The organism is Aestuariispira insulae (assembly GCF_003385955.1).
GTDB lineage: Bacteria > Pseudomonadota > Alphaproteobacteria > UBA8366 > Aestuariispiraceae > Aestuariispira > Aestuariispira insulae.
Map to the genome: position 1 here is coordinate 85,619 of NZ_QRDW01000006.1, position 26,641 is coordinate 112,259.

General features: G+C 56.3%; 26 protein-coding genes. 16 read left to right on the forward strand and 10 right to left on the reverse strand.

From position 1 onward, the window contains the following. Positions 1-223: 223 nt before the first annotated feature. Entirely contained in the window at positions 224-2,428 is a 2,205-nt protein-coding gene (locus DFP90_RS14920) for a primosomal protein N' (RefSeq protein WP_115937309.1), read from the reverse strand. Between the two features lie 158 nt (positions 2,429-2,586). Here DFP90_RS14920 and fsa point away from each other — a divergent pair, with 158 nt between their 5' ends. Both fsa and DFP90_RS14930 read left to right on the forward strand, forming a co-directional pair. Beyond that, on the forward strand, positions 2,587-3,240 hold the full coding sequence (gene fsa / locus DFP90_RS14925; RefSeq protein ID WP_115937310.1) for a fructose-6-phosphate aldolase: 654 nt from the start codon (positions 2,587-2,589) through the stop codon (positions 3,238-3,240). Between the two features lie 40 nt (positions 3,241-3,280). After that, the gene (locus DFP90_RS14930; RefSeq protein WP_115937311.1) at positions 3,281-4,015 is read left to right on the forward strand and encodes a DUF484 family protein; all 735 of its coding nucleotides are present in this window, start codon (positions 3,281-3,283) and stop codon (positions 4,013-4,015) included. A gap of 8 nt (positions 4,016-4,023) precedes the next feature. Here DFP90_RS14930 and DFP90_RS14935 read toward each other — a convergent pair whose 3' ends face one another. Both DFP90_RS14935 and DFP90_RS14940 read right to left on the reverse strand, forming a co-directional pair. Further along, positions 4,024-5,160, reverse strand: a complete 1,137-nt coding sequence (locus tag DFP90_RS14935; protein ID WP_181905379.1) for an HD domain-containing protein — start codon at positions 5,158-5,160, stop codon at positions 4,024-4,026. A gap of 146 nt (positions 5,161-5,306) precedes the next feature. Continuing rightward, positions 5,307-5,945: an SCO family protein gene (locus DFP90_RS14940; protein ID WP_115937439.1), complete on the reverse strand. Its 639-nt coding sequence runs from the start codon at positions 5,943-5,945 to the stop codon at positions 5,307-5,309. 289 nt (positions 5,946-6,234) lie between these two features. Here DFP90_RS14940 and DFP90_RS14945 point away from each other — a divergent pair, with 289 nt between their 5' ends. From DFP90_RS14945 to DFP90_RS14955, 3 genes are all read left to right on the forward strand, one after another. Then, positions 6,235-6,933, forward strand: a complete 699-nt coding sequence (locus DFP90_RS14945) for a response regulator transcription factor (RefSeq protein ID WP_115937313.1) — start codon at positions 6,235-6,237, stop codon at positions 6,931-6,933. A gap of 53 nt (positions 6,934-6,986) precedes the next feature. Further along, positions 6,987-8,579, forward strand: coding sequence for a stimulus-sensing domain-containing protein (locus tag DFP90_RS14950; RefSeq protein WP_115937440.1), 1,593 nt, complete (start codon positions 6,987-6,989; stop codon positions 8,577-8,579). Between the two features lie 91 nt (positions 8,580-8,670). Further along, positions 8,671-9,378: an autoinducer binding domain-containing protein gene (locus tag DFP90_RS14955; protein ID WP_181905380.1), complete on the forward strand. Its 708-nt coding sequence runs from the start codon at positions 8,671-8,673 to the stop codon at positions 9,376-9,378. A gap of 6 nt (positions 9,379-9,384) precedes the next feature. Here DFP90_RS14955 and DFP90_RS14960 read toward each other — a convergent pair whose 3' ends face one another. Further along, complete coding sequence (locus tag DFP90_RS14960; protein ID WP_115937315.1) at positions 9,385-10,950, reverse strand: sulfatase-like hydrolase/transferase; 1,566 nt, start codon at positions 10,948-10,950, stop codon at positions 9,385-9,387. Positions 10,951-11,117: 167 nt separating this feature from the next. Here DFP90_RS14960 and DFP90_RS14965 point away from each other — a divergent pair, with 167 nt between their 5' ends. Further along, complete coding sequence (locus tag DFP90_RS14965; RefSeq protein ID WP_115937316.1) at positions 11,118-11,507, forward strand: hypothetical protein; 390 nt, start codon at positions 11,118-11,120, stop codon at positions 11,505-11,507. Between the two features lie 33 nt (positions 11,508-11,540). On the opposite strand, the gene DFP90_RS14970 is transcribed toward DFP90_RS14965, so the two are convergent. Continuing rightward, the gene (locus tag DFP90_RS14970) at positions 11,541-12,368 is read right to left on the reverse strand and encodes a DUF1217 domain-containing protein (RefSeq protein ID WP_181905381.1); all 828 of its coding nucleotides are present in this window, start codon (positions 12,366-12,368) and stop codon (positions 11,541-11,543) included. Between the two features lie 292 nt (positions 12,369-12,660). On the opposite strand from DFP90_RS14970, the gene phbB reads away from it, so the two are divergent. The 4 genes from phbB (at position 12,661) to yddG (ending at position 15,782) form a co-directional block, all read left to right on the forward strand. Beyond that, a complete protein-coding gene (gene phbB, locus DFP90_RS14975; RefSeq protein ID WP_115937318.1) occupies positions 12,661-13,383 on the forward strand; it encodes an acetoacetyl-CoA reductase in 723 nt (240 codons plus the stop codon). A gap of 199 nt (positions 13,384-13,582) precedes the next feature. Further along, positions 13,583-14,014 carry an NUDIX hydrolase gene (locus DFP90_RS14980; protein WP_115937319.1) on the forward strand — a complete coding sequence of 144 codons (432 nt, stop codon included), beginning with the start codon at positions 13,583-13,585 and terminating at the stop codon, positions 14,012-14,014. 21 nt (positions 14,015-14,035) lie between these two features. Further along, a complete protein-coding gene (locus tag DFP90_RS14985; RefSeq protein ID WP_115937320.1) occupies positions 14,036-14,782 on the forward strand; it encodes a helix-turn-helix transcriptional regulator in 747 nt (248 codons plus the stop codon). A gap of 103 nt (positions 14,783-14,885) precedes the next feature. Next, a complete protein-coding gene (gene yddG / locus DFP90_RS14990) occupies positions 14,886-15,782 on the forward strand; it encodes an aromatic amino acid exporter YddG (protein ID WP_115937321.1) in 897 nt (298 codons plus the stop codon). Between the two features lie 20 nt (positions 15,783-15,802). On the opposite strand, the gene DFP90_RS14995 is transcribed toward yddG, so the two are convergent. Then, complete coding sequence (locus tag DFP90_RS14995; protein ID WP_115937322.1) at positions 15,803-16,414, reverse strand: pyridoxamine 5'-phosphate oxidase family protein; 612 nt, start codon at positions 16,412-16,414, stop codon at positions 15,803-15,805. Between the two features lie 138 nt (positions 16,415-16,552). On the opposite strand from DFP90_RS14995, the gene DFP90_RS15000 reads away from it, so the two are divergent. Further along, complete coding sequence (locus DFP90_RS15000) at positions 16,553-17,746, forward strand: VanZ family protein (RefSeq protein ID WP_115937323.1); 1,194 nt, start codon at positions 16,553-16,555, stop codon at positions 17,744-17,746. Between the two features lie 9 nt (positions 17,747-17,755). Here the strand turns inward: DFP90_RS15000 and DFP90_RS15005 are convergent, their stop codons facing one another. Continuing rightward, a complete protein-coding gene (locus DFP90_RS15005; protein ID WP_115937324.1) occupies positions 17,756-18,646 on the reverse strand; it encodes a transcriptional regulator GcvA in 891 nt (296 codons plus the stop codon). Between the two features lie 188 nt (positions 18,647-18,834). On the opposite strand from DFP90_RS15005, the gene DFP90_RS15010 reads away from it, so the two are divergent. After that, positions 18,835-19,101, forward strand: a complete 267-nt coding sequence (locus tag DFP90_RS15010; RefSeq protein ID WP_245957086.1) for a DUF1127 domain-containing protein — start codon at positions 18,835-18,837, stop codon at positions 19,099-19,101. Between the two features lie 211 nt (positions 19,102-19,312). Continuing rightward, on the forward strand, positions 19,313-20,230 hold the full coding sequence (locus DFP90_RS15015) for a DMT family transporter (RefSeq protein ID WP_115937325.1): 918 nt from the start codon (positions 19,313-19,315) through the stop codon (positions 20,228-20,230). On the opposite strand, the gene DFP90_RS15020 is transcribed toward DFP90_RS15015, so the two are convergent. Genes DFP90_RS15020 through DFP90_RS15030 form a run of 3 tightly spaced genes read right to left on the reverse strand, consistent with a single transcriptional unit; the run spans position 20,220 to position 23,574 of the window. Further along, positions 20,220-21,467: a class I SAM-dependent methyltransferase gene (locus DFP90_RS15020; RefSeq protein ID WP_115937326.1), complete on the reverse strand. Its 1,248-nt coding sequence runs from the start codon at positions 21,465-21,467 to the stop codon at positions 20,220-20,222. The genes DFP90_RS15015 and DFP90_RS15020 overlap by 11 nt on opposite strands. A gap of 28 nt (positions 21,468-21,495) precedes the next feature. Next, the gene (locus DFP90_RS15025; protein WP_115937327.1) at positions 21,496-22,470 is read right to left on the reverse strand and encodes an NADPH:quinone oxidoreductase family protein; all 975 of its coding nucleotides are present in this window, start codon (positions 22,468-22,470) and stop codon (positions 21,496-21,498) included. Between the two features lie 42 nt (positions 22,471-22,512). After that, positions 22,513-23,574 carry an asparaginase gene (locus tag DFP90_RS15030; RefSeq protein WP_218044688.1) on the reverse strand — a complete coding sequence of 354 codons (1,062 nt, stop codon included), beginning with the start codon at positions 23,572-23,574 and terminating at the stop codon, positions 22,513-22,515. A 171-nt stretch (positions 23,575-23,745) separates the two neighbouring features. Here DFP90_RS15030 and DFP90_RS15035 point away from each other — a divergent pair, with 171 nt between their 5' ends. The 3 genes from DFP90_RS15035 (at position 23,746) to DFP90_RS15045 (ending at position 26,635) form a co-directional block, all read left to right on the forward strand. After that, the gene (locus tag DFP90_RS15035) at positions 23,746-24,279 is read left to right on the forward strand and encodes an RNA methyltransferase (protein WP_115937328.1); all 534 of its coding nucleotides are present in this window, start codon (positions 23,746-23,748) and stop codon (positions 24,277-24,279) included. A gap of 138 nt (positions 24,280-24,417) precedes the next feature. Beyond that, a complete protein-coding gene (locus DFP90_RS15040; RefSeq protein WP_181905382.1) occupies positions 24,418-24,957 on the forward strand; it encodes an invasion associated locus B family protein in 540 nt (179 codons plus the stop codon). A gap of 154 nt (positions 24,958-25,111) precedes the next feature. Further along, positions 25,112-26,635, forward strand: a complete 1,524-nt coding sequence (locus tag DFP90_RS15045) for a sigma-54-dependent transcriptional regulator (protein WP_115937443.1) — start codon at positions 25,112-25,114, stop codon at positions 26,633-26,635. Positions 26,636-26,641: the final 6 nt, after the last annotated feature.

The following is a 26,641-nucleotide window of genomic DNA, read 5'->3' on the forward strand; positions in this document are numbered from 1 at the left end:
TCCCCACCCGGAAGACGCCCTACCCGTCCCGAAGCGCGCACGGTGTAGCACGGGGTTATTGGAGTTGCAATATGACTCCCCGCAGATTCTTATTCATTTGCGCACAATAACTGTGGATTTGGCGTCACATCATCCAAGGGAAAAACAGCCTATCCTGCTCATAACACATGAAAAGATGCGAGCCGCTCGCAGCTACACGTAATTTGTTAAGATTATGTGATTCCTACATAAAACTGACGGGATCTATATCGATCTGGGTGCGGACCGACGAGGGTTCCTTGACCTGGTTCAGCCATTGCGGAATCAATTTTTGCAGGCTGATCCGTTTATCCGCCTTGATCAAAAACCGCCGCCTGTGACGTCCGCGCAGCAGAGCCATAGGCGCGGGCGCCGGCCCCAATACCAGGACCCCATCCATACGCGGGGCTTTGCGCGCCAATTCACCGCAGAAACGATCGACCGCCACCTCATCCATCCCAGATATGATAAGTGCCGCCAGACGGCCGAAGGGCGGCATGCGGGAAAGCTCGCGCATATTGGATTCGGCCTCCAGGAACCCATCACGGTCGCCTTTGGCCAGGGCCTCCATCACCGGGCTATCCACATTGGCCGACTGGATCAGCACCCGGCCCTTATGCCCCTCGCGCCCGGCCCGGCCTGCCACCTGATGCAATAATTGATAGGTCCGTTCCGCCGCGCGCAAGTCGCCACCCGCCAGGCCCAGATCCGCATCCACCACCCCGACCAGGGTCAGTTTGGGAAAATGATAGCCCTTGGCGACAATCTGGGTGCCGATGATCAAATTGGTTTCACCCGATGTCACCCGATCGACAAAGGCCGAGGCCGCCGCCGGGCCGTATATATTGTCGGAGGTAACCAGTTCGGCCCTGGCCTCCGGCAGAATCAACTCCACCTCTTCCGCCAGGCGCTCCACCCCCGGACCGCAGGCACGGAACGAATCATGCGCCCCGCATTCCGGACAGTCATCGGGCTTCCGGGTCGCATAGCCGCAATGATGGCATTCCAGGCGCTTGGAGAATCGGTGCTCCACCAACCAGGCCGAACAGTTGGGGCATTCCAACCGGTGTCCGCAGCCGTCACACAAGGTCAGCGGCGCATAGCCCCGACGATTCAGGAAAAGCAGCGCCTGCTCCCCGCGGGCCAGTGTTTCCTTCAGGGCCGTTTCCAGGGGCGGCGAGATCCAGCGCTGCCGTCCCAGTGAATTTTTCAAAATATCCACCAGCTCAATGGTCGGCAGTTCCGCCACACCATGGCGTTCCGGCAGCTCCAGTTTATGGAACCGGCCTTCGCGCACATTCACCACCGTTTCCAGGCTGGGCGTGGCCGATGCCAGGATTACCGGACATTGCGCCAGGCGGCCGCGCACGATACCCATATCACGCGCGTTATAGATGACCCCTTCCTCTTGTTTGAAGGATTGGTCATGTTCTTCATCAATCACAATCAACCCCAGATCCGGGAACGGCAGATGCAGCGCTGATCGCGCGCCGACCAGCACCTGGATCTTGCCCTCCGCGACAGCTTTCCAGCTGTCACGCCTTTTGGATTGGGTCAGATCCGAATGCCAGACGGCCGGTGCCACACCGAATCGACGTTCGAACCGGCTGAGCCACTGGGTAGAGAGTGCAATCTCCGGCAGCAGGACCACCACTTGGCGACCTTGGCGCAGACTTTCAGCCACCGCTTCGAAATAAACCTCTGTCTTGCCCGAGCCGGTCACCCCGTCCAGCAGGGTGACCGAAAAATCCCGTGCCTTCACATGTTCAGCCATTTCCAGGGCGGCTTTGGATTGCAATTCCGACAAGCCTGGCCCCGGCAGGTCGGGATCGGGTTGGGGCCAGTAACCGCCAGGGGCCACCGAGATCCGCTTCAGCGCGCCAGCATCCGCGAGCCCCGTCACCACGCCGGTGGAAACACCGGCATCACGCGCCAAATCGGATGCCGGGCGCGCCGGTCCGTCCGCCGCCACCGTCAAAACACGTTTGCGCGCCGCAGTCAGACGGATATCCGGAAGTTCTTCCATCGGCTCGTACAGCGTGATCGGTTTCACCGGCTCAAAAACGGCGGGCACGCTCATGGCCATACGCAGGACGGCACCTTGAGGAGCCAGGCAATAGGCTGAGATCCAATCCACGAGATCCCGGTTGGCCTGCGGCAGGTCCGGCAGGGGCAGGACCGAATCGAGATCCTTGATCCGGGAAGCCTCAAGCCCGCTGTCGCCGCCTTCGCCCCAGACAACCCCGACCAGCCGCCGAGGCCCGAAAGGCACGCGGACAAAGCGCCCCGGCCAGACATCCATGCCCGGCGGCACCCGATAATCATAGGGACCCGCCAGGGGCAACGGCAGCAAAACCTTGACCAATTGGCTGTCATTGGCAAAAAGATCGGTAGAAGCTTGGGACTTCATCGGTTAAGTTCTAGGCACCTTGGGGACCGCAGTCCGAAATGAGGAATGTTCATCCTTTCTTTGTGACTGGTTCACCCCCCTGAGGGCAATAGATTTTTAGATGGGGGTCGCCCCCGAACCTGGCCCAAGCGGCCGGACAGAAATAACGGACGGAAGACATGAAATTTTTTGTAGATACCGCGGATATCGATGCAATCCGGGAACTGGCCGCCACCGGCCTTGTTGACGGAGTCACCACCAACCCGTCCCTGATCGCCCAGTCCGGCCGTGACTTTTTTGAAGTGATCAAGGAAATTGCTTCCGTGGTTGACGGCCCGGTCAGCGCCGAAACCGTTGCCATGGATCATGAGACCATGCTGCAGGAAGGCCGCAAACTGGCGGCGCTCGCCGACAATATCGCGGTCAAGGTGCCGCTGACCCCGGCCGGCCTGAAAACCTGTAAGGCCCTTTCTGACGACGGCATCAAGGTAAACGTGACCCTTTGTTTCTCCGCCGGTCAGGCCCTGCTCGCCGCCAAGGCGGGTGCCGCATTCATTTCGCCCTTCGTTGGCCGCCTGGATGATATTTCCTATGACGGCTTGGATCTGATCGAAGACATCTGCCAGATCTATGCAAATTACGATTTCGACACCGAAGTGCTGGTGGCCAGCTGCCGCGGCCCGCTGCATGTGACCGAAGCCGCCAAAATCGGCGCCGATATCGCAACCGTTCCGCCGAAGGTCCTGCATCAGCTTTATAACCATCCGCTGACCGACAAGGGCCTGGACGCCTTCATGAAGGATTGGGCCGCCACCGGCCAGAGCATCCTCTAAGTCACTTGAATATAAGACGGTAGAAAAGGGAAATCGGGGTATGGCACAGGATAACGGAGCCCAGGATAATGACATCCAATCGGGCACCCTCCCCAGTGAAAAACAGGTGGAAGACTATCTGCGTGCACATCCCGATTTTCTCTACCGTCATCAGGAGCTGTTTCAGATCCTGACCCCGCCGGCCCGGGAATTGGGCGACGGGGTCACCGATCTGCAGCAGGCCATGATCAGCCATCTGCGCCAGCAAATCGCCAAGACCGAGGATCTGGCCCAGATTCTGATCGATAATTCCCGTGACAACCTAACCAGCCAAAACCAGATCCATGATTGTGTGCTGGCCTTGCTGTCTGCCAACACCTTCCAGGAACTGGTGGAGATCACCACCACAGATCTGGCCGTGGTTTTAGGCCTGGACGTGATCGCACTTTGTGTTGAGACCGGGGACGATCTGGATATCGGCATCCGCGGCCTGCAATATATCTCACCCGGCCTTATTGACGAATATGTCGGCGGCCAGAAAGGCATCCTGCTCAGGTCCCAGACCAGCGGTGATCCGGAAATTTATGGCGGGGCCGCGCCGCTGATCATGTCGGATGCCATGGTGCGCCTTGACATTTCGCCGGAGATTGCCCCGGCCATGATCGCTTTCGGCAGCCGTGACGCCAATCGTTTCAACGAAAACCAGGCGACCGAGTTGTTGCATTTCCTCAGTCGTGCCATGGCAGAATTGATCCGCATCTGGCTGGTTCTGCCGCAGGACAGTGATGAAGACTGAGCCTTCGCTCACATCTCACCGCCCGCGCCTGAGCGGATCATATCCTCAAATTTTTTCAGGCAGTTCGGCTCCAGATGATGGCCGGACATCTCGCGCATGATTTCCAGCGATTCCTGTGGTGTAAAGGGGCGCTTGTAGGAACGTTTGTCGGTCAGGGCGGAATAGATGTCCATGATGCAGGCCACCAGGCTGGGATCATCCATCTGCGCCCCGGTCAAGCCGTGCGGGTAACCGCTGCCATCCATCTTTTCGTGATGATGTTCGGCGATATTAACGATACAGGGATCGATGCCCGGCGTATTGCGCAAAATCTCACCGGAGAGCGGCACATGTTTTTGCATCTCACCCCACTCATCCGGATCCAGTTGCCCCGGCTTACTGAGCAGGTGCTGTGGGGTTTGGGACTTACCGATATCATGCAGCAGACCGCCCTGAGCCAACAATTCCAGATCATGCTGGTTCATGCCGACATGAACCCCGAAAATGGTCATTAAGGATGCCACCTTGAGCGAATGCACAAGAGTATAGCTGTGATGCATTTTAAGCCCGTCCAGGATCGGGCCCAATGTTTCGGTCTTAGCCCCATCCACCACAAGTTTTCCGGCGTTTATCGCCAAATCAGGTTCAATCGCCCCTTTGGCCCCAGCTTCGCTGAAAATCCTTTTCAGATTCGTTTTTGTGACCTTCAAAAGCTTATTCTGCAGCGGGCTTAAGGTCTGTTTCCAGGAGCGCTCCACTTCCAGATCAGCGAGTTCCCAAATCAAGGTCAGGCAATCGCCGGCATGGAACGGTGCTTCCAGAAGCAGATCGCAATCGCCCTCGTCGCGGCAGGCCTCCGCCCGCTCCCGGTCTTCCTGGTTATGCAGGAAAATCACCGGTGTCCGGCGTCGGTTACCGCTCTCTACTTTCTTCAACAGATTAAAGCCGCTCAATCCCGGTAGATCGGCATCAATCAGGATGCCGGAATAATGCCTGCGATTGATCTCTTCCAGCGCCTGCCAGCCATCGTGGATTTCAAAGACGCGGTAATCCTGGGAAAGTGCAGGGGTAACCGATTTAAACAGGGATTGCCGGGGACTGGCTATCAACAGTGAGGAAAGCAGCAACGGGCTGTCCATCGCATCTGTCAAATCGGCATCATGCATATATGCCATTCCCCCGACGGATTCATTTTTTAAACCGGTAGGTCTGGATCCCCTTCGGGAATCACTAGGACGATCACATCCTGAGATTGAAAATCCAGCCAGAAACCAGGATACAGGCCCACCGCTAAAAAATGATTAATCGGGGTTCAACCTCGGTCCGCGCGTATAATTTTCCGGATGGTTTCCGCCATTTTTTCCGGGTCGGACCCGTGACCAAAATGGGTGCGATACAGCCCGTCGGGTCCCATTAGATAGGTCAGCGCGGAATGATCCACCAGATAATCCCCGTCGGCGTCCGGTTCATTCAAATTATAATAGATCCGATAGGCCTTAGCCATACTCGCCGTCGCCTGGTCGTCGCCGGACAGGCCAATCATACGGTCATGGAAATTGACCACAAACTCCTTCAATACCTCCGGCCGGTCACGCCCCGGATCCACCGTCACAAAAACCGGCTGGACCTGGTTGGCCAATTCCGGTGCTGTTTCTTCCAGCGAGGCCATTGCCTGGCCCAGGATATAGAGATCCGTGGGGCAGACATCGGGACAAAAACTGTAACCAAAATAAACCAGTTTGAATTTGTCCGGAAAACTTGCCTGCGTGACCGTATTGCCAAACTGGTCCTGCATTTCAAAGGCCCCGCCAATCTGAACATTCGCCGATGACGCCGCGCCCCCCAATTCCTGCTGGCGGGTCTGGTAAACCAACACGAAAGCCGCAAGGGCAATGGCCGCAAGGGCTGCAAGCCCACCAACAAGTACCGGCGCGGAAAATAATCGCTTCATTACGGTCATCACCTTGATTTTGGTTGAATCAATCCTCTTGCTTAGCAGGATAGATATGCCCCGCAAGCCCTTCTGTGACAACATGTCTCTCCATGGCGTCGCCACAGATCGGCTGCAAACCGCTAATTTGCAAATTCCCTCCCCCTGCCACAGACCCGCCCCATTTCCGCCACATGCTCTAGGGATTGTGTGAAGAGATTCAAAAGCCTAAATTAACGGGAAACAGGCTGGCGGCACGGGACGGGCTGCACGTTCCAAAAGACCGGCCAGACCAAAGTGGGAAGTGAACATGAAACATAAAATCGCCCTCGTCGACGATGACCGCAATATTCTGACATCCGTTTCTATGGCCCTGGAGGCCGAGGGCTATGATGTCATGACCTATACCGATGGTGAAACCGCGCTGGCCGGTCTGAATACCAGCAATGTCGACCTGGCGGTGCTGGATATCAAGATGCCACGGATGGACGGTATGGAACTGTTGCAGCGGCTGCGTAAGACCAATGCCCTGCCGGTGATTTTCCTCACCTCAAAAGATGATGAAGTTGATGAATTGCTGGGCCTGCGCATGGGCGCGGATGATTACATCAAGAAACCATTTTCACAGCGCCTGTTGATTGAACGCATCCGGGCGCTCTTGCGCCGATCGTCGGTGGAAGAGGGTGAAACAACCAGCAACGGCAACTCCGTGCTGACCCGAGGTGAACTGGTGTTGGATTCCAGCCGCCATGTCTGCACCTGGAAGGGTGAGCCCGTTCAATTGACCGTCACTGAGTTCCTGATCCTCAAGGCCCTTGCCGTCCGACCGGGCCATGTGAAGAACCGGGATCAATTGATGGATGCCGCTTATGGCGAAAATATTTATGTCGATGACAGAACTATCGACAGCCATATCAAACGCCTGCGTAAAAAATTCCGCCAGCTGGATAAGGAATTTTCCAACATTGAGACACTCTACGGTGTCGGATACCGCTACGCCGAAGAGTGACCCTGACCCTTATGGCCGATCAAGAGCCCCAGAGAACGACCGCGCCGAATAAGGTGAAACGAAAGCTGCTGTCGCCGCTGACACGGCGAATTCTGGCCGTCAACCTGCTGGCGCTGGCCATTCCGGTTGCCGGCCTGTTGTATCTTGGCACCTATCGCGATCAGCTGATCACCCAGGAAATGGAAGCCCTGCGCACCCAGGGTGAGATCTTTTCCGGTGCCTTGGGGGAAGGTGCCATCACCATACTCGACAACGGCACCGAGATGATGAGCCTGGTGCCGGCGCGCCATATCGTGCGTCGACTTTCCACCCCAACCCGTGTGCGCGCCCGATTGTTCCTGCCCGATGGCAGCCTGGTGGCGGACAGTCGTTTGCTGGGCGGGTTCGGCCAGGCGGTTCAGGTGGAAACCCTGCCTGAACCCGGTGGATCGGCGCCAGTCATTGATCCGGTTCTTGATTTCATCGATCAACTGGCCTCGCTTTTGCCCGGCAACATCCTGCCAACCTTCCGGGAGGACTCGCTTGCCAGCATCAATGACTATCCTGAAGCAATCGAAGCACTCAGAGGCGATATTTCCGGCTATGTCCGGCAAACACCTGGCGGCGATCTGATCCTGACCGTTGCCCTGCCCGTACAGCGTTATTACCAGATTAACGGCGCACTGCTGCTCTCTAAAGGCGGCGGCGAGATTGAGGCAGCCATGCGTGAAGTGCGCCTGAATATCCTCTTTGTCTTCACCGGTGCCCTGATCATCACAACGCTGATGTCCTTCTATCTGGCCGGGACCATCGCCAGGCCAGTGCATAGGCTGGCCGATGCCGCTGAACGGGTGCGCCATTCCATTGGCCGCAATGATGAACATATTCCGGATTTCTCCGACCGGCGCGACGAAATCGGCGACCTGTCCAAGGCGCTGCGGGATATGACCAACGCATTGCGAGCCCGCCTGACCGCCATCGAACGCTTTGCTGCTGATGTTTCGCACGAGTTGAAAAACCCGCTCACATCCCTGCGCAGCGCTGTTGAGACGGCCGCCCGCGTCAGTGACCCGGAACAGGTTCAGAAACTGAACCGGATCATTCAAGATGACGTTGTCCGGCTTGACCGGTTGATCACCGATATTTCCGACGCGTCACGCTTGGATGCGGAATTGTCGCGTGCTGATCTGGAACGGATCGACCTGGCGCAATTGCTGGCGACTTTGAGCGACATGCACAATACCACGGCCGCTGACAGAGAATTGCCCGAGGTGGCATTGGATTGCCTGGGCGAAGGACCATTTGGTGTTAATGGCATCGAATCGCGCCTGGTGCAGGTCTTCCGAAACCTGATCGGCAACGCCATCAGCTTCTCCCCGAAAGGTGGCAGGATCGTCTTGCGCCTGGAACGGGAAAAAAATCAGATCACAGCCATTGTCGAAGATGACGGCCCGGGCATTCCTGAAAACAAACTCTCCAACATCTTCGACCGTTTTTATACCGAACGGCCGGAAGGCGAACAGTTTGGCACTCATTCCGGCCTGGGCCTCGCGATTTCCAAACAGATCATCGAAGCCCATGACGGCAGCATTCATGCCGAAAACCGCCATGACCATGCCGGAAACCGCAAAGGCGCGCGCTTCGTGATTACCCTTCCGGTTGCGTGAATTTATCATCGAACTTATCTGATAAGTTGATAGAAGCCGCGCAACATGCATAAATACCGGAAGGGTATGGTCATTTCGGGGATGGGCCTCAGTGTATCAAGCGCTGGAGACATATCATGACCGGCTGCGCAATCAGCCGTCAGAAGAGGCGTTTTTGGAGAGCCTCTGGTCTGAACTGCGCAGGATCGGGGTACAGGATTTCAATTTGGGAATTCTGTTGAATGATGATTCGAAAACCCCCGGAAAATGTTTAAAATTCCGCAGCTGGCATTCTCCCTGGGATGATTTCTATCTGGAACAGAATTACCAGTCCCAGGATTATCTGGTGGATTATGCCCGCTATAATACCGCACCGATTTTCTGGGATGACCCGGTTTTTGATCCCTTGATGAGTGATATTCAGGAACGGATCATCCGGGAATCCACCCAGTTCGGCATCTATGGCGGACGGACATACCCTCTGGTGGAAACCGCAACGGCGCAAGGCGGCCTATTTAACATTGTCCAGCGCTCACCCTTTGACAGCAGCTTTAAAAGCTGGGTCGGCCGGGACGAAGAATTGCACAGTCTGCTGACATTCGCCCTTCTGGCCCTGTCCGAATTTCATGCGGTTAAGCCGCATCCAGAAGCCTCTGACTTAACTACGGAAGAAAAGACCAGCCTGGAACGATTACTCGGCAAGCAACCAATGACAGAGTTGAATTTGAGCAGGCTGTATTCAGCCCGGCGCAAGCTTTCCGCCAAAAGCAACCATGAGGCTGTGCTGCAGGCCTACCGCCTTGGCATGATCACGCCCTGACGGACACTACCATTCGCCAAAAACCACCCCCTTCTTGAGCCAACTGTCCGTGCGCTGTTCCACCGCTTCATCTGAGAGGGTCGCCCTGATATTCCGGCCTTCGGTCAGCCAAGTGAAAAGGCGTGCCTGAAAAGCACGGCTCCTTTCCTGGTGATCCGATTGCCGCCCAAGATCCTCCAACTCATCCGGGTCATTTTCAAGATCAAAGAGCTGCGGCTCAAAGCCCTGGAAAGCCACATATTTCCAACGGCCGTCAAACAGCATCCAGCCCCGGCAATCATTAACACCCCGCCCCAGTTCCAAACGTGCGCCGCGATGGCTGTAATCCAGCTCTGATATCACCACATCCCGCCACTGCCGGGGGGCATTGCCTTTCAAGAGGGGTAACAGTGAGCGCCCTTCCAACCTGTGGGACGGCACCTCCCCGCCAAGCGCATCGATGAAGGTTGGAACCAGATCGATCGCCTCCACCAACCGGTCCTCCACACCCCCTTTCGCCAGGCCAGGCCCGCTGATGATCAGGGGCAGCCGGACCGAGCAATCATGGAAAAGCTCTTTTTCGCCCAGCCAGTGATCCCCCAGATAGTCCCCATGATCCGCCGTGAAAACGATCAAGGTATCGTCAAGACGGCCCATCTCCTCCAGCTCTGCCATCAGGCGGCCAATTTCGTCATCCAACTGTTTGATCAGCGCCATATAGGCCGGGATCACCTTTTCCCGCACGCCGGGTTTAGAGAAGTTCCGCCCCTCTGCATGGTTCATGAAGGCCCGCATGACGGGATGCGCCTGTGAGCGCTCTTCTTCCGCCCGGTTGACCGGACAGACATCTTCCGCCCCGAACATGGAGAAATAGGGTTCCGGTGCCATATAAGGCCAGTGGGGTTTGATATAGCTGAGATGCAGGCACCAGGGCGCTTCTCCCTGCTCCCGTATGAAAGACAGCGCCTGGTCGGTCATCCAGGGGGTTTCGGAATGTTCCGCCCGGATCCGGGCCGGAAATTGCGCGTTTCTGAGATACCAGCCGGACAGGATTTCGCCCTCTTCCCCTTCCGCGCTATTGGCCCAGTCGTGCCATGGGTTGTCGCCGTCATATCCCTGGACCGCCAAATACCGGTTATAGGCCAGGTCCGGTGAAACGGATTGACTTGGATGCAGGCCATCATCCCGAATATAGGGTTCGAACCCGCATTGGCTGGCCAGCACACCATCCGCACTTTCCGGGTCCAGACCCAGCCGCCCCATTCCTTCCAGATCCGCCGGCATATGGGTCTTGCCCGCCAGCGCCACTCGAAGACCCAGCGGCCTTAGATAATCCCCCAGAGTCCATTCCCCGATATTAAGCGGCACCTGATTCCAGGTCGATCCGTGCGAAGTGACGTAGCGGCCGGTGTAAAAAGACATCCGCGATGGGCCGCAGATAGCCGATTGTGCATAGGCGCGATTGAAACGCACCCCGTTGGCCGCCAGCCTGTCCAGATGGGGGGTCGGCATCCCCGGATGGCCATAGGCGCTCAGATAATCCCAGCGCAACTGATCAGCCATGATGAACAGGATATTGCGGATTTCGGCCATGAAGCCCCCCCTTGAACACTCGTTGCACTTTCAACAATTGGCAATCTATGGGACGATGGCGGGCCGCGCAATCTCCGTGGTGTGCGACAATTGCCGGTTTACTCTTAATCTCCATTAGGATAACAGAACGCCCCAACCCCGAGACATTCAGCATAAAGGTTCCTGGCATGTATGAACTGCGTTTCACCGTCTGGCAATTTGTCCGGTTGATGGTTCAACTGGAAAAAAGCATCGAAAATGTGAAAACAGGCCCTTTGCGGACCCTCTATGACGGTTGGGAGGATATCTGGGTCGACCTGGATGCCAGGCTTGTGGATCTGGGCAAGCATGACCCGGAAGCCTTTGCCGAACTGATGATGGATCAGGAAGTTGTCTGCAACGATGTTTCCAAGGATGACAGTGCTCTGGTCGCCGAACAGCTAGCTCTGGCTGTGAATGAGATCAAAGGCCTGCTCAAGGAAACAGATGATCAGGAAACCGTTGAAGATCTCTCCTTCGAGCGCGACGAATTGCAGGAATTGGCGAAAGACATCAAAAAGCAGGCTGGCCTGAAATAAGGGCTATGCTGTTATCGGGGCCAAGAGACCGGCTCAGCTCAGAATATTCACCAGACCTCCGCCGCCGCCCAATATGGACAGCGCCCCGGTATCGGGGGATTGCTGGCGATCCATATTGTTCAGATAGGTGACAGCGATATCACGCACATAATGATCATTCTCTTCCAGGGCCTGAAAATCGAGCGCCCCGGCCAATTTCAGATATTGTTCCTCAATGGGCAGGGCTTTGTCACGGTCTGAAAACCCAAGCGCGCCATACACCACATCACGCAGCCGGGGATTGGCCAGGATATCCATGGGGGTGTCGACGGTTGACGCCTTGCGTTCAAAATAAAAGGCATCGGCCGCCGCCGGGCTGGTCAGGGCCGCCGCGGCCTCGAACTGGATCGAAACCACCGAGTTTTCAATCGCCTCCTGATATTCTGTATCCTTTAACAGACCAAGCGTATCGCCCGCCGCCTTGAAATCCTTGCCCATGGCAATAAGGCCCTTGTCCCGGGTCCGACCGAGCAAAGAGGTGGGGTCATCCGGATCCGTCATCATGATTTTTGCGAAGCGGTCTGGCGATTGCTGCAGGATTTCGACCTCATAGATCGAGGACATGACTTTATGCACAGTCGGATCGGCCAGCGCCTGTTCCAGGTTATCTGCCTTGGCCACCGCCTCGCGAAAGGCACGCATATCCCGTTTCACCTGCGAGGAAGCGGCAATTTCCTCGCGCTTCTCCAGTTGATCCGCCACTAGGGACTGATGGACAGATTTTGCCGGGACGGATGTTTTTGCATTCACGTAGGAAAAAACGTCATCCTGTTTCAGGCCGCCGGTCAGGATGGAAAGATAGTTCAACTGTGTGTTGATCATGGTTTTTTCCGGATTTTTCAATTTCGCTGTCTTTATCCAAGCAAGATCCAGGCCACCAAAAAACGTGATCACTTTTTCGCGCATTGGCTGTAGTCATCAACCCGTCATAATTGCCGGTTAAAAAAAGGCCACATCATTCAGAAGTCATTGTTTCAGTCCGCATATCGTGGTTTGATAATTCAATAAGGCTTCCGGAGCGGGTTCTCTCCCTCTGCGACCAGAAAGAGAGATCCGCAACCGCGTGGCAAGAATATGTGCGGGTGAACTTATTTAACGGTTAAGGAGCTTTGTCATGGGTAGAGTAGCAGTTGTAACAGGTGGAACGCGCGGCATTGGTGGGGCGATTTCTGTTGGGTTGAAAAATGCCGGTTATGCGGTGGCCGCCAATTATGGCGGCAATGACGAAGCTGCCCAGAAATTCAAGGAAGAAACCGGCATCGATGTGTTCAAATTCGATGTGTCCGATTACGAATCCTGCGTGGACGGCATTGCCGCCGTTGAAGAAACTTTGGGTCCGGTCGAGGTTCTGGTCAACAATGCCGGCATCACCCGTGACGGCACCATTCACCGCATGAGCCAGGAAAACTGGCAACAGGTTGTCGACACAAATCTCGGCTCCTGCTTCAACATGTGCCGTTGCGTGATTGACGGCATGCGCGAACGCGGCTTCGGCCGGATCGTCAATATCGGCTCCATCAACGGTCAGGCAGGCCAGTATGGCCAGGTTAACTATGCCGCCGCCAAGTCCGGCATCCATGGCTTCACCAAAGCCCTCGCCCAGGAAGGGGCCGCCAAAGGCATCACCGTCAACGCCATCGCACCGGGTTATATCGATACCGACATGGTCCGTGCCGTGCCGGAAGCGGTGCTGGAGAAAATTGTCGCAAAAATCCCGGTGGGCCGCCTGGGCCATGCCGAGGAGATTGCCCGCGGCGTCCTGTTCCTGGTCGCTGATGAAGGCGGCTTCATCACCGGCTCCACCCTGTCCATCAACGGTGGCCAGCATATGTATTGATCCGCCGGAACAAGGCTGTTCTGGGATCGGGGTGCTTCGGCACCCCGTTTCTTTTGGGTGGGGACTACAATGGCGACATGACATGCGCAAAGAAGCCTCCGCACCAGACAATTCTTGCATGATGCCCGCCCGCATGCAGAACTGTTCATCTGGCGGCTTTTGTAGAAGCCTGTAGTTTGAAAAAAAGAGGCGAAGTTTCATGCCCCTGGATTTTTCGCGGCCGGTGATCGGCGTGGGTGTCGTTGTCTTAAAAGACGATCAGGTTCTGCTCATCCGGCGCAAAAACCCGCCGGAGGCCGGCCATTGGAGCCTGCCTGGGGGCAAGCAGGATGCAGGCGAGACCATCCGGGAGACCGCCGCGCGCGAGGTGATGGAGGAAACCGGCATCACCATCACACCGCCCATCCTGTTGGATGTGGTGGACAGCATCCATCATGCGCCGGGCGGCCAGATCGACTATCATTACACATTGATCGATTTCCAGGCGGAATGGCAGGGCGGTAATCCGGTGCCCGGCGACGATGCCCTGGACGCCCAATGGGTTGCGCTGGACGAGATCGGCAAACTTGGCCTGTGGAAAGAGACCTTGCGTGTCATCCGTCTGGCCCATGCGCGGTCACAGGGCCGGTGATCCAGACCGGGGAGACGGCAGATGCCAGATGAAATTGACGAGCCGCATATCGGTATCCGGGAATATCATGCGCTGGAAGACAGCCACGCCCATGATTATCACCAGATCCTATTGCCACTGCGCGGTACACTTGGCATGGAAACCGGTGGTAGGGAAGGTCTGGCCGGCGGCAATGCAGGTGTTGTCATCCCGCGGAGCGCCACCCACCGCTTCTGGTGCGAGGATAAAAGCCAGTTCCTGGTGATTGACCTTCCTGCCGAAAGCCTGGAAATCCCCAAGAAATCACAAAGCGGTTTTTTCTCACTCTCTCCGGCCTTGCAGCATCTGACCCGCTTTGCTGAACTGGCCGTGCGGGAAAACCGCTATGAGGATATCCGGCCGCTGATCATCCCGCTGGTCACCCAGGTCCTGAAATCCGACGGCTTTGCCCGCGACCATCAAATGGTGGCACAGCTGTCCGCCGCCTGCGCGCTCATTGACCGGCATTTCGCCGAGCCGCTCAGTTATGAAGTGATCGCGGATAAAAGCGGCCTGTCGGTTTCTCGCCTCATCAGCCTGTTCAAACGCTGGATGAATTGCACGCCGGCGGACTATCTTTCTGCCGTCCGCCTGAAAGAGGCCCGGCAGTTGCTGCAGGCAAGCGGCCACTCCATTGCCGAGATCAGCCACCGGTGCGGCTTTTCCGAGCAATCCGCCCTCACCCGCGCCTTCAAAAGACAGTTTGGGATTACGCCCGCCGCCTTTCGAAAAACCATGGAAACCCGATAAACTGGTTTTCAGTCAAAACTGCCGCGGTTCCGGTCAAGACCAGTGCGCAAGTAAAGGGTTATCAAAAGGCTAGGTATAACTTAGAGATAATTGCAGAACCCACATGACCGAATTGAGAGCCACCCTCATTGGATCCACCGCCGTTTTGTTGTGGGGCGCTCTTGCGCTCTTCACCACTTGGACCGGTGAGATCCCGCCATTCCAGCTTGTAGCCATGACTTTTTCGATGGCCTTCTTACTGGCCGCAGTGAAATGGGTCATCCGGGGTGAACCGGTCACCAGGCATCTGCGCCATGACTGGCCCGTCTGGGCCTTGGGCGTGCTCGGCCTGTTTGGGTATCACTTTTTTTACTTCATGGCGTTGCGCAACGCGCCCGCTGTCGATGCCAGCCTGATTGCCTATCTCTGGCCCCTGTTGATCGTCGTGTTTTCCGCCCTGCTGCCAGGTGAGTCCCTGCGCTGGTATCATCTGGCAGGTGCATTGCTTGGTCTTGGCGGCTGCGCGCTTCTGGTCACCAACGGCGGCCAGATCCAGTTCCGCAATGAATATCTGACCGGCTATCTCGCGGCGATGGCCTGTGCGCTGACCTGGTCGACCTATTCCGTGGTCAGTCGGAAATTTGGCAAGGTGCCGACCGATACCGTGGGATGGTTTTGCGGCGCAACCGCCCTGTTGGGCCTGTTCTGCCACCTGCTGTTCGAAACCACCGTCTGGCCGGGGAATTGGGCGGAATGGCTGGCGGTGATTGGCCTGGGTTTGGGGCCTGTGGGCGCTGCTTTTTTCACCTGGGATATTGGCGTGAAACGCGGCAATATCAAGGCGCTTGGCGCTTTTTCCTACGCCGCCCCGCTGCTCTCGGCGCTGCTGTTGATCCTATTCGGTCAGGCCCAGGCAAGCTGGCCGGTTCTGGCTGCCTGCCTCGCCATCGTCGGTGGAGCCGTTCTCGCGGCTAAAGACATGTTTTTCCGACGCAAGGCCTTGAAAATGGCTCGAGCCTAGGGAATGGAACAAAAGGCGCTCTAATAGAGCGCCTTTTTATATCGGGCTTCCATCTCCTGCTGACTTTCCGCCGGACCTTGTTCTCCGATTTGATCATTGATCATCCGGCCCATCGTGGGGAGATCCTTACGATCAATCTGGATTTCTGACGACCAGAGGTTTGAGCGCATCATCGACTTGGCGCAATGGAGATAGGCTTCCCGGACCGTGATCTTCAAGACCGTGACCGGGCGCTTGCCATCAACCACGCATAAATCCAGGAGATCCTCATCGGTGCTGATTTCAGCCTCGCCGTTAATCCGGAAGGTTTCATTGACACCGGGCAGAAAGAAAATCAGGGAGACCGCTGGATTTTCAATAATATTGTTCAAACTGTCCAACCGGTTATTGCCCGGCCGGTCCGGCAGGATCACCGTATGATCATCCAAAACCTTGACAAAACCCGGGAGATCTCCGCGCGGGGAAACATCCCCCATGCCACCGGCTGTGCTGGTGCCCAGGACCAGGAAGGGGGATTTAGCAATGAAATTGCGGCCGTGAAATTCCAGGTGATCCAGCTGTTTTTGCAGCGCGCGCCCTTGGGGTTTACGATAGATCTCGCGGAGCGCTTTGACAGTTTCAATCCTGGCCATGCCAATATTCCCTTCCCGTAAAATGATTGATCGCAGAACCAATATCCTGTCACGACGGATAAATCATCCCAGATAAAGAATAATTTCTACCGGCAAAGCCCCTTGCCGCTCACTGCCGATCTGAATAGGGTTTCAACAATGACCGGCGATCCACCGTCATTGCTTCTCACCGGGGCTTTTCTTTCCGACCACTCATACGGATTTGCGATGCGCGCGCTATTTTACCTCTCCCTTTTCATGCTGGTTTACGGAAGCCTCTATCCCTTTTCATACGGCTTCACCCCGCTTGATCAGATCGATTGGTTTCCTGATACCGCAACGGTCAGCAAAGCGGATATCCTGGGTAATGTCGCGCTTTGTATCCCTGCCGGACTTTTTGGCGCGCTGTACGGCATGGAAAAACGATATTGGTTCTGGATCCGTCTGAGCCTCACGGTCCTGTTCGCGATCCTAGTTCAATTCGCCCAGATCTTCATTGCCGGCCGCGTGCCCAGCATGCTGGATGTGGTCTTCAATCTGATCGGCCTGGGGACTGGCCTCATTGCCGCCTTCTGCCTGCGCGGTTTCCTGAAACGTTACCCGATGCCACTGCCGCCCATTGTCTTCATGCTACTGGGTGCGTTTCTGATCTATCAGTTGATCCCTTTTGTCCCTTCCCTTGATTGGGGGCTGGTCAAAGGTAATCTCAAATCCAGCCTCGCCGCCTCTGAAAATTTCAGCATCGAATCCATGCTGCGCTACTTGGCCTATTGGTTCACTTTGGGCGCGGTGTTCCTAGCCGGGGCGCGGGACCAAAACCGCACCGGCTGGATTTTCGGGCTTTTGCTGCTGGGTGCCGTCACTGTCTTTCCACTGCGCATACTCATTCTCAAGAATGATCCGACCCTGGCACAGTTTTTCGGTGCCTTCCTGGGGAGCATCCTATTCCTGGCAATGACAAAACTGCGCGAGAAACGCATTTATCTGGCGATAGGCCTGATCGTGCTGGTCTTGTTAAATAACGGCCTGACGCCTTTCATCTTCCGGGAAGAGGCACAAATGATCTCGCTTATGCCGTTCGGCGGTTTCCTGTCCGGTTCCATGTTGGCCAATCTGATCGCACTCTCCTGGAAGCTGTTCATCTATTCCCAGCTCATTTTCCTGCTGATCATTTCCGGCCTGACACCCTGGCGGGCCGGTGGGGCCGTCGCGGTTCTCTTGTTGAGTATGGAAACCGCCCAGATTTTCCTGGCTGCCGGAACGCCGGAAATCACCGATCCTATTCTGGCCCTTTTGCTAGGCGCGATCATGCCGGGGCTGATGCAGGCGGGCAATCAACGCTCAACCGCCTAACCGATCCGATCAGGATGTTTCCGCCTCGGAAAACAGCCATTCGCGGAAGGCTTTGGTCTTCGGGCGGTCAAACGCCGCTTCCGGGCAGACGAAATAATAGGCGTAATCACTGGGCAGGGTTAGATCGAACGGTTTGACCAATTGCCCGCTGCGAAGCGCACGCTGTGCCAGGATCGACCGGCCCAGCGCCACGCCTTGGCCGTCAATAGCGGCCTGCAGAACCATATCGGATTGATTGAGGCTGGTGCCGCGGCTGGCATCCACCCCCTTCACCCCCGCCGCCATCAGCCACATCCGCCAGTCAGTTTCCATATCGTCATGCAACAGTGTGTGATATTTCAGATCTTCCGGGCAGGATAGCGGCCGGTCAGGATCATTCAGCAGGCCCGGGCTGCAAACGGGAAAAATATCCTCGGTCCGGAAATGCACAGAGGCCAGCCCCGGATAGCGCCCCTTGCCGAACCGGATTGCCACATCCACATCGTCACGATCAAAATCCACCATGTCGAAATTGGCCGAGATCCGAAGATCAATATCGGGATGCGCCGTCTGGAACCGCCCCAAACGCGGCACCATCCAGGAAGAGGCAAAAGAGGGCAGCATACTGACCGTCAAGGTGCCGGACCGCTCCTGCTCGCGCAGTTTGGCAACCGCGTTCCCCAGGATCGACAGGGATTCACGCACTGCCGGCAACAGGACCTGCCCTTCTTCCGTCAACAGCAACGCCCGGTTCAATCGCCGGAACAGCTTTACATCCAGCGCCTCTTCCAATGTCTTGATTTGATGACTGATCGCCGCCTGTGTCACAAATAATTCTTCTGCCGCCTTGGTGAAAGACAGATAGCGGCAAGAAGCCTCAAAGGCTCGCAGCGTGTTCAAAGGGGGCAGTTTACGCGCCATAGCGGATAACCTTTGTGTGACGAACAAATGACATTCGGATAAATACTTCTTATTCGAAACATGAAAATTTGTCCATTGTGATTATCCCTGATGCCCCCTATTTGTAAGCCATCAAGAGGTTGACAACCGGATGGGCCTCTTCCAAACAGTCCGGTTTCAGAATAATTCTATTGATTAGGAGACGTGAAATGGCCGCGAAATTTCACATGAACTACGAAGCTCCCTTCGTCAGCGCCATGGGTGATTTTGCCGAGCATCTGGTAGAGACCGCCGGCAAAACGGTTGGGGCGATGAAGGCTGCGGTAACCACCGTGCTGACCCATCTGCATGTCTGGCAGATCCGCATTGACCAGCGCCGTCACCTGCAGGAACTGGATCGCCGTCTGCTCTCCGACATGGGTTTTTCCTTTGAACAGGCAGACCGGGAAGCAGCCAAACCTTTCTGGCGTGGCTGACAGTTCCCTGCCCCGGGGCCTAAACCGGGCCAGGAAACAAAAAGACCCCCTATCCGATTTCGGATAAAAGACGCGGCACCTCCCTCAAACAAGGTGCCGCGTTTCCTATTTTTGGGAGGTGGATGAGGCCATAGAGAACCTCACCACCTAAGTAGAATGCCTTTCAAGCCGCATTTCGGCCTGATCCGGCGCAAGATGATTGGGGAAGGGCATGCAAAATCTCGGGCTGTATCTATCAACCGTTTTGATCTGGGGGTCCACCTGGATCGTGATCACCTTCCAGTTGGGTGTGGTCGACCCGATCTTATCCTTGGCCTATCGCTTTGGCCTGGGCGCGTTGATCCTGTTTGCCTTTTGCCTGGTCATGGGCCGCCTGCGCAATAAAGCGCTTGGGACCCGCAACCATCTTTTCATAGCCCTGCAGGGTTTATTTCTCTTCTGTCTGAATTACTGGGTGTTCTACATTGCCACCGGTTATCTGGCCAGCGGCCTGGTTGCGGTTATGTTTTCCACAATTGCGGTGATGAATATCATCAACCAGGCGATATTTTTCAAAATCCGGGTGAAATTGCAGGTGGTCATCGCCGCTATCTTCGGCCTGGCCGGTATTGCCCTTGTCTTTCGGCCTGAGATTGAGACCCTGGACCTGTCCGACAATTCCGTGATCGGCCTGGCGCTGTGCCTGCTGGCGACTTATCTCGCCTCGATCGGCAATATGTTCGTGATCCGGAACCGACGCGCCAATCTGCCGGTCATCGAAACCAATGCCTATGGCATGGCCTATGGGGCCGCCATATCGTTCCTGATCGCGATCGCTGCCGACGTGCCTGTCACCTTCGACACCTCCTTCGACTATATCTGGTCGCTGGTCTATCTGGCGGTGTTGGGATCCGCCATCGCTTTTGGCTGTTATCTTACCCTGGTGGGACGCATCGGCGCGGACCGGGCATCCTATGCAGCAGTGCTTTTCCCCGTGGTGGCGTTGACGTTATCAACCCTGTTTGAAGGCTATGTCTGGAGCCTGGACGCCATCTTCGGTGTCAGCCTGATCCTGGTCGGCAATGTACTGGCACTCAGCCCCAGTAGCCTGTTGACCGGGCTATTCAGGAAATCCGCGCTCAGCGGTTAATCCGGCAGAGGAACAGCATGCCCACGGCATTAAGCGCCTTGAAAACCTGTGCAAAGGTTGTCGCAAAAGCAATCCAGTCCGGCGATCCCGGCATCATTTTGCGGATCTCCTCCAGGCTGCGTTTGCCGTCAATCGCCTTTAGGACGATCGCCGCCTGAGGCGGTAATGGCAGCGGGATGGAAAGGCCATCGGCCTCAACATTCGGCTGGGCACCGGGCGGCATCTGATGCAGCATCGCCGCGGTTTCCCGGTCCTTGAAAACCGGTACCGCCTTGGGATCACCAACAGTAGCCGTGATTTCTCTGCCGCGTCCGGAATGGGTCAGATAACAGACATGCTTCCTGAGATTGCCTGACAGCAATTCAGCGAAGGCCGCCTGTTTCAATGGATCCAGTGCGGCCATGCGGGCCCGCAACTCCGTTTTTTTCACCATCAGTTTCGGGTCATAGCGCGATGGGTCGATGAAGGAGACGATCTCAAGCCCGGCAGCAGCCACAACATCCGCCAGCTGCGGCACCGTATAGGCCCGGTCCTGGGAGTGCAGAAACAGATCGTAAAGACCCGCATCGGATTCCCGATGATCATGAATTTGAGGGTTTTTATTCAGCCAATTGGTTGCCGGCAATTCAGCGATCAAGGATTTGGCCACCGACACCCTCTCATCTTCCGGACCATCCGGCGCGATCATGCGCAACATCTCCTGGACGTGATAAACACCGGTCCGGCCCAACTCGCCATAAACCATGATGCCCATACCGCCATCGGGGGCCAACGCGCCTTTCAGCGCCCGGAAACCGGTGCCCGGTTGTTCCAAATGATGGAGCACACCACAGCAATCGATGTAATCGAATGCACCGAGGTCTGAAGCCTCCAGCAAAGAGCCGCTATGGAATGTGATGTTGTTCAGCTTGCGGATGGCGGCCCGCTTTTCTGCAATCGCGCGCGACGCGCTCGACAGATCGAGATAATGGATATCCGCCTCGACCCCGGCATCAGCCAGTTGCTGGGCCAGCATGATCAACGCATCCCCCGTGCCGCCCCCGGCCACCAACACCCTGAAAGGCCGGTTCAGCGCGAGATGTCCCTTGAACAGATAATGCACCAATTCCGGCAAACGGCTCGGCGATCCGGTCACAAGGCGTTTTTTCTCATCCCGCGGATCGCGATGCGGATAAGGGAAATCCTCATATTGCGCGCGAACCTTGCCGCCGTTGCGGGCCGTTTTCTTTGCCGCCATGCCTAATGCCTTGTGCCTGATAATACAGTCAGTCGTGAATATGGAGCACGACCTTACCCACGCGCCTGCGTTCTGCAAGCAACTTGTAGGCTTCCATCGCTTTTTCAAACGGAAAGACATGGCCAACATAAGGGGTCATGCGACCGTCCGAGATCGCATGGGCCAGGCTGCTGAACCCCTGTCGCACTGCCTCCCAATGGCCAGGCAGGTAGCCGCCCAGCTCAAAACCGATCAGATCGATATTCCGCCACAGCAATTCATCGGCATGCATCTCCTGGATCTCGCCCCCGGCATATCCTAAGGAGATAATCCGGCCTTCGTGGCTGATTGTGGAAAGGGCCTGGCGGAACAGATCCCCGCCCACCGGATCAAACACCACATCCGCCTTAATATTCAGCGCCGCCATGCGATCGGCAAGATCCTCGGTATTCACATCAATCACATGATCCGCCCCCATCGTCCGGGCCAATTCACATTTCTCCGCCCCACCGGCTGCGGCCACGATCTGGACGCCCTTGATCCGTCCCAGCGCCACTGCCGCCGCCCCCATGGCACCGCCCGCGCCCAATACCAGCAATGTCTCATCATCCGCTAGCCGGGCACGGCGGTTAAGTGCTAGATGCGCGGTACCGTATGACATCAAATAGGCCGCCGTTTCCACCATGGAGAGGGACCGCGGCGCGACCCAGCAACAGCCGCTATCGACAATCACTTCCTCTGCCAAACCACCGTAGGGCAGCCAGGCCATGACATGATCCCCCGGGAAAACCCCAAAGGCATCATCATGCTGGTCCACCACGGTGCCCGCCACTTCCATGCCGGGCATATAGGGAAATTGCGGCTGGCGGGGATGATGTCCATCAATCATCTGGAGGTCCGCGGAATTCAGCCCAATCGCCCCGACCCGGACCCGGATCTGGCCATCCGATGGCTTTGGAATATCCCGCTCAACCATTTCCAGGCTGGCAAGGTTACCCGCCTCTTTCACGATCCAGGCTTTCATCACGCCTCGCGGATTAGGAAAACGTCCTTATCCTACACAGATTTAGAAAGATAGAAAACCTTCCGCCGGGCGGATTTCACCAACCTTGAAATTGCGCCGGTTAACCAACGGCACAGACTTCAAAGCCGCCATCTGCTGAAGGTCCTTATCCTCGATCACACCAATATGGCGCAAAACAGCTGCCAGCATCACCTCAACCCCGCGCTTGGCCCCGTCTTCGCATTTCATCGCAACGCCCAGTCCATATTCGGGAAGGGAGGCACAATAAACCCCTTCCGCGCCATATTTCACAAATGCGCGCTGCCCCAGAACCGTCATAACATCCGTGCACCAGCGCCCGGAACCGGCCACCATGAAGGGTTCTTCCGCCACGGCGGCGGCAATCTGCCGACAAGCCTGCGCCCGAATTTCCGGCAGGTCATCTGGCGCACCGAACCGGGCAAAACCGTAGGCCGCATTTTCCAACGGGATCGCCCAAGTCGGCACCGAACAACCATCGCGCTCACGCGGGGCCTCCGCCAGATGGACACCGCACATGGCCTCCATCGTGCCCAGAATCCGCTGCTGCACCGGATGGGTGATGTCCGTGTAACCTTTGGTATCCGCCCCCAGTTTTCTGGCCAGCGCCAGCATGCCTGCATGTTTGCCCGAACAATTGTTATGGCGCTGGCCCGGCATCTGGCCGGCCGCCGCCAAAGCAAAGGCACTTTCTTCATGGGTCGGCCAGTGAACACCACATTCCAGGTCTTCTTCACCCAGCCCAATTTTCTCCAGCATGGCTTCCACTGTCTTCACATGCCCAGCCTCCCCCCCGTGAGAGGCACAGCACAGCGAGATTTCCGCAGGTGTAAAACCAAACTCCTCAGCAGCACCGGTCTCCACCAGCGGCAATGCCTGAAAGGCCTTGATCGCGCTTCTGGGATAAACCGGACGGGTGATGTCACCTGCCGCCAATTGAACCTGGCCTTGAACATCCACCACAGCGACAGAACCGCGATGGCGGCTTTCCACAATCGCGCCCCGGGTCACTTCCACCGTTACCGGCTCCGCACCGGAAAAATCCATATTGATTTTGGGGTTTTCATGATCACCAGATTTGCGCACTGCTTTCAGCCTTTTCATGACGGAGAAGAGAAAAATAACGTCTGGAACTTGCCTTGAGCACCGCCACAAGGCAAGTTCCCGCCGACCTTTGCCGGACAAAATAGCCTGCAATGGTATATAGTTTGATGATAAATGCCCTGATCCGGGCCTTGAAGAAAAAGGTTTAAGACCATGCGCGGATATTTTGGCCTCGGCGTGGAAGGCATCTCGAAACCCCGCAATGTGGGCGCGCTTTTCCGGTCCGCCCACGCTTTTGGCGGCAGCTTCGTTTTTGCCATTGCCCCCCATGTCAATGTCCGTGAGGTCTATGCCGCCGACACGTCCGAAACCGCGGCCCAGGTGCCATTACATGTTTACGATTCGGTTTCCGGCCTGGCCCTGCCGAAGGGCTGTAAGCTGGTCGGGGTGGAATTGACCGATGATGCGGTCGAATTGCCCAGCTTCCGTCATCCGACCCAGGCGGCTTATGTGCTGGGTCCGGAGCGCGGCTCCCTGTCGCCTGAATTGATAGAGCGCTGTGACTTCACGGTGAAAATTCCCACCAAATTCTGCATCAATGTCAGCGTTGCCGGCGCTTTGGTCTTGTATGACCGGCTGATTTCCAAGGGCAAGTTCGGTGCCCGCCCCCTGATGCCCGGCGGGGAAATCGGTGAGGTCAAAGAACATGTGCACGGTCTCCAGAAATTTAGAACCGAGAAAAAATAATCTAACGCTTGAAATGCCTGCCTGGATATTGCCTTAATTCTTTCCTAAGTAATGACGGCCAGCGGGCAATTCTGGCGCGCGCCCGGCCAGACAGAAGCGCCCTGCCCTGACGAGACTCACGTAAATACAGGATTGCATATGACCCTCATGCAGAAACCGGCAGTAAAAATTTTGGCTTTCGCCCTCACCGCAACCATTTCCCTCGCGACCGGCTCCGCCCTTGCCGAAGACAGCAACAAGGATCTCGGCGAATATAAGAAATGGCAGGCCCATTCCTATGTGGATGCCGGTGCAAAAGTGTGCAACATGTGGTCCGAACCCACCAAACATGAAGAGGGGGGGAAACAACGGGGCCAGATTTTTGCATTCATCACCCATCGGGCATCGTCCAAGCGCTTTCATGAAGTCAGCTTTGACATGGGATATCCGCTCAAGAGCGGCTCGGAAGTCACCGTCAAAATCGGTTCCAAGACCTTTAAGCTCTTTACCCAGGATTCATCCGCCTTTGCCTTCAAGGAAGATGACAAGGCGCTGGTAAAAGCCATGCGCGGCGGCAGCACCATGATTGTCACCGGTGAATCTCAACGTGGGACAAAAACCAAGGATACATACTCCTTAAGCGGTTTTACCAAAGCCCATAACACCATTAGCAAAGCCTGCAAGGCTGGCAAGCTCTAGCCCTTGACGGCGACTTGATCCAACGGGTCGAGGCCCAGTGATTTCCTTTTCCCCCATCTGCCGCTATAAAGGTGATGGGGGAAATCATTATTTGCAGATCCAATTTTGCCCGCAAGCCCCCGTTGCCCTTGCGGTGGAGGAGTTTAGGACGCCTATGGCGGAGAAACCGGTCGTCATCCTGATTGAGGATACCCCCTCACTGTCCATGCTGTATGAACAGTATCTGTCCGATGAGGATGTGGATGTGCGCGTTGCCGAAACCGGCGCAAAAGGGCTGGAGCTGATCCGCCAGCATCCCCCGGCGGTCCTGCTGCTCGATATCGAACTGCCCGATATGAACGGGTTGGAAATCCTGCGCTACATGAAATCAGAACAGCATCCGGGGGCAGTTGTCGTGATCACGGCCCACGGTTCGGTCAACGTCGCCGTTGAGGCCATGCGGGCCGGGGCCTATGATTTTATCGTCAAACCGTTTAACGCCAACCGTCTGCGAGTCACGGTCAATAACGCGCTGGAACGTCATAAGCTGAGCCAATTGGTGGAAACCATCCAGGCCGGCGCCCGTTCAGGCTATGAAGGTTTCATTGGTCGTTCGCTGGCCATGCAGGCGGTGTATCGGATCATCGATTCCGCCTCCAAATCCAAGGCGACCGTTTTCATCACCGGCGAATCGGGTACCGGTAAAGAGGTTTGCGCACAGGCAATCCACAAACAAAGCGAACGCAAAAACGGACCCTTTGTTGCCATCAACTGTGGCGCGATCCCGCGAGAATTGATGGAATCGGAGATATTTGGCCACAAGAAAGGTGCTTTCACCGGCGCGGTTGCAGATCGCGACGGGGCCGCTTCCCAGGCGCATCAGGGAACGTTGTTTCTTGATGAGATCGGTGAAATGCCGATGGATCTGCAGACCAAGTTGCTCCGGTTCATTCAAACTGGCACCTTCCAGAAAGTCGGCGGCAGTCGCCTGGAAAAAGTCGACGTTCGGTTTGTCTGTGCCACCAACCGGGACGTCCTGGCCGAAGTGGAGCGCGGCAATTTCCGTGAAGATCTCTATTACCGCCTGCATGTGATCCCGATTGCCATGCCCCCATTACGAGACCGTGACGAAGATGTCCTGGAAATCGCCCAAAGCTATCTGGAAGAATATGCCAGAGAGGAAGAGCGCCAATTTATCGGCTTTGCCCCGGACGTCCAGGCCATGATCCAGGCCTATAGCTGGCCCGGCAACGTGCGTGAGCTGCAAAATATCATCCGCAATGTGGTCGTTTTGAATGACGGAAAGCGGGTCACATCCGATATGCTGCCAGCACCACTCTCACGCATCGTTCCGGAACAGGGGCGTGAAATCCCGCAACCAACAACCTCCCCTATGCTGCCCCAGCCAGGCTTCAGTCGCAATTCCGGGTCCTTTCATGCAACGCCGCCGCCGGTACCGCCGGCAGACTCCAGGTTAGCAACCCCCGCCACGAATTCGTCCGACGGAAAACCCAAGCCACTTTGGCAGATTGAAAAAGAAGCAATTGAGGCCGCCATTGCCCAATGCGGTGGCAACATTCCAAAAGCAGCAGAAATGTTGGAAATCGCCCCTTCCACCATCTATCGAAAAAAGGCCAGTTGGGAAAAACAGGAAAAATCAGCCACCCCTGTCTTTACCGACAGTCCCTGGCCGCGCTGATTGCCG

Excerpts from the sequence above, each read along its gene's own strand:
- DFP90_RS14920 (WP_115937309.1), bottom strand. The coding sequence starts at position 2,428 with ATGAAGTCCCAAGCTTCTACCGATCTTTTTGCCAATGACAGCCAATTG.
- fsa (WP_115937310.1), top strand. The coding sequence starts at position 2,587 with ATGAAATTTTTTGTAGATACCGCGGATATCGATGCAATCCGGGAACTG.
- DFP90_RS14930 (WP_115937311.1), top strand. The coding sequence starts at position 3,281 with ATGGCACAGGATAACGGAGCCCAGGATAATGACATCCAATCGGGCACC.
- DFP90_RS14935 (WP_181905379.1), bottom strand. The coding sequence starts at position 5,160 with ATGCATGATGCCGATTTGACAGATGCGATGGACAGCCCGTTGCTGCTT.
- DFP90_RS14940 (WP_115937439.1), bottom strand. The coding sequence starts at position 5,945 with ATGAAGCGATTATTTTCCGCGCCGGTACTTGTTGGTGGGCTTGCAGCC.
- DFP90_RS14945 (WP_115937313.1), top strand. The coding sequence starts at position 6,235 with ATGAAACATAAAATCGCCCTCGTCGACGATGACCGCAATATTCTGACA.
- DFP90_RS14960 (WP_115937315.1), bottom strand. The coding sequence starts at position 10,950 with ATGGCCGAAATCCGCAATATCCTGTTCATCATGGCTGATCAGTTGCGC.
- DFP90_RS14965 (WP_115937316.1), top strand. The coding sequence starts at position 11,118 with ATGTATGAACTGCGTTTCACCGTCTGGCAATTTGTCCGGTTGATGGTT.
- DFP90_RS14970 (WP_181905381.1), bottom strand. The coding sequence starts at position 12,368 with ATGATCAACACACAGTTGAACTATCTTTCCATCCTGACCGGCGGCCTG.
- phbB (WP_115937318.1), top strand. The coding sequence starts at position 12,661 with ATGGGTAGAGTAGCAGTTGTAACAGGTGGAACGCGCGGCATTGGTGGG.
- DFP90_RS14980 (WP_115937319.1), top strand. The coding sequence starts at position 13,583 with ATGCCCCTGGATTTTTCGCGGCCGGTGATCGGCGTGGGTGTCGTTGTC.
- DFP90_RS14985 (WP_115937320.1), top strand. The coding sequence starts at position 14,036 with ATGCCAGATGAAATTGACGAGCCGCATATCGGTATCCGGGAATATCAT.
- yddG (WP_115937321.1), top strand. The coding sequence starts at position 14,886 with ATGACCGAATTGAGAGCCACCCTCATTGGATCCACCGCCGTTTTGTTG.
- DFP90_RS14995 (WP_115937322.1), bottom strand. The coding sequence starts at position 16,414 with ATGGCCAGGATTGAAACTGTCAAAGCGCTCCGCGAGATCTATCGTAAA.
- DFP90_RS15000 (WP_115937323.1), top strand. The coding sequence starts at position 16,553 with ATGACCGGCGATCCACCGTCATTGCTTCTCACCGGGGCTTTTCTTTCC.
- DFP90_RS15005 (WP_115937324.1), bottom strand. The coding sequence starts at position 18,646 with ATGGCGCGTAAACTGCCCCCTTTGAACACGCTGCGAGCCTTTGAGGCT.
- DFP90_RS15010 (WP_245957086.1), top strand. The coding sequence starts at position 18,835 with ATGGCCGCGAAATTTCACATGAACTACGAAGCTCCCTTCGTCAGCGCC.
- DFP90_RS15015 (WP_115937325.1), top strand. The coding sequence starts at position 19,313 with ATGCAAAATCTCGGGCTGTATCTATCAACCGTTTTGATCTGGGGGTCC.
- DFP90_RS15020 (WP_115937326.1), bottom strand. The coding sequence starts at position 21,467 with ATGGCGGCAAAGAAAACGGCCCGCAACGGCGGCAAGGTTCGCGCGCAA.
- DFP90_RS15025 (WP_115937327.1), bottom strand. The coding sequence starts at position 22,470 with ATGAAAGCCTGGATCGTGAAAGAGGCGGGTAACCTTGCCAGCCTGGAA.
- DFP90_RS15035 (WP_115937328.1), top strand. The coding sequence starts at position 23,746 with ATGCGCGGATATTTTGGCCTCGGCGTGGAAGGCATCTCGAAACCCCGC.
- DFP90_RS15040 (WP_181905382.1), top strand. The coding sequence starts at position 24,418 with ATGACCCTCATGCAGAAACCGGCAGTAAAAATTTTGGCTTTCGCCCTC.
- DFP90_RS15045 (WP_115937443.1), top strand. The coding sequence starts at position 25,112 with ATGGCGGAGAAACCGGTCGTCATCCTGATTGAGGATACCCCCTCACTG.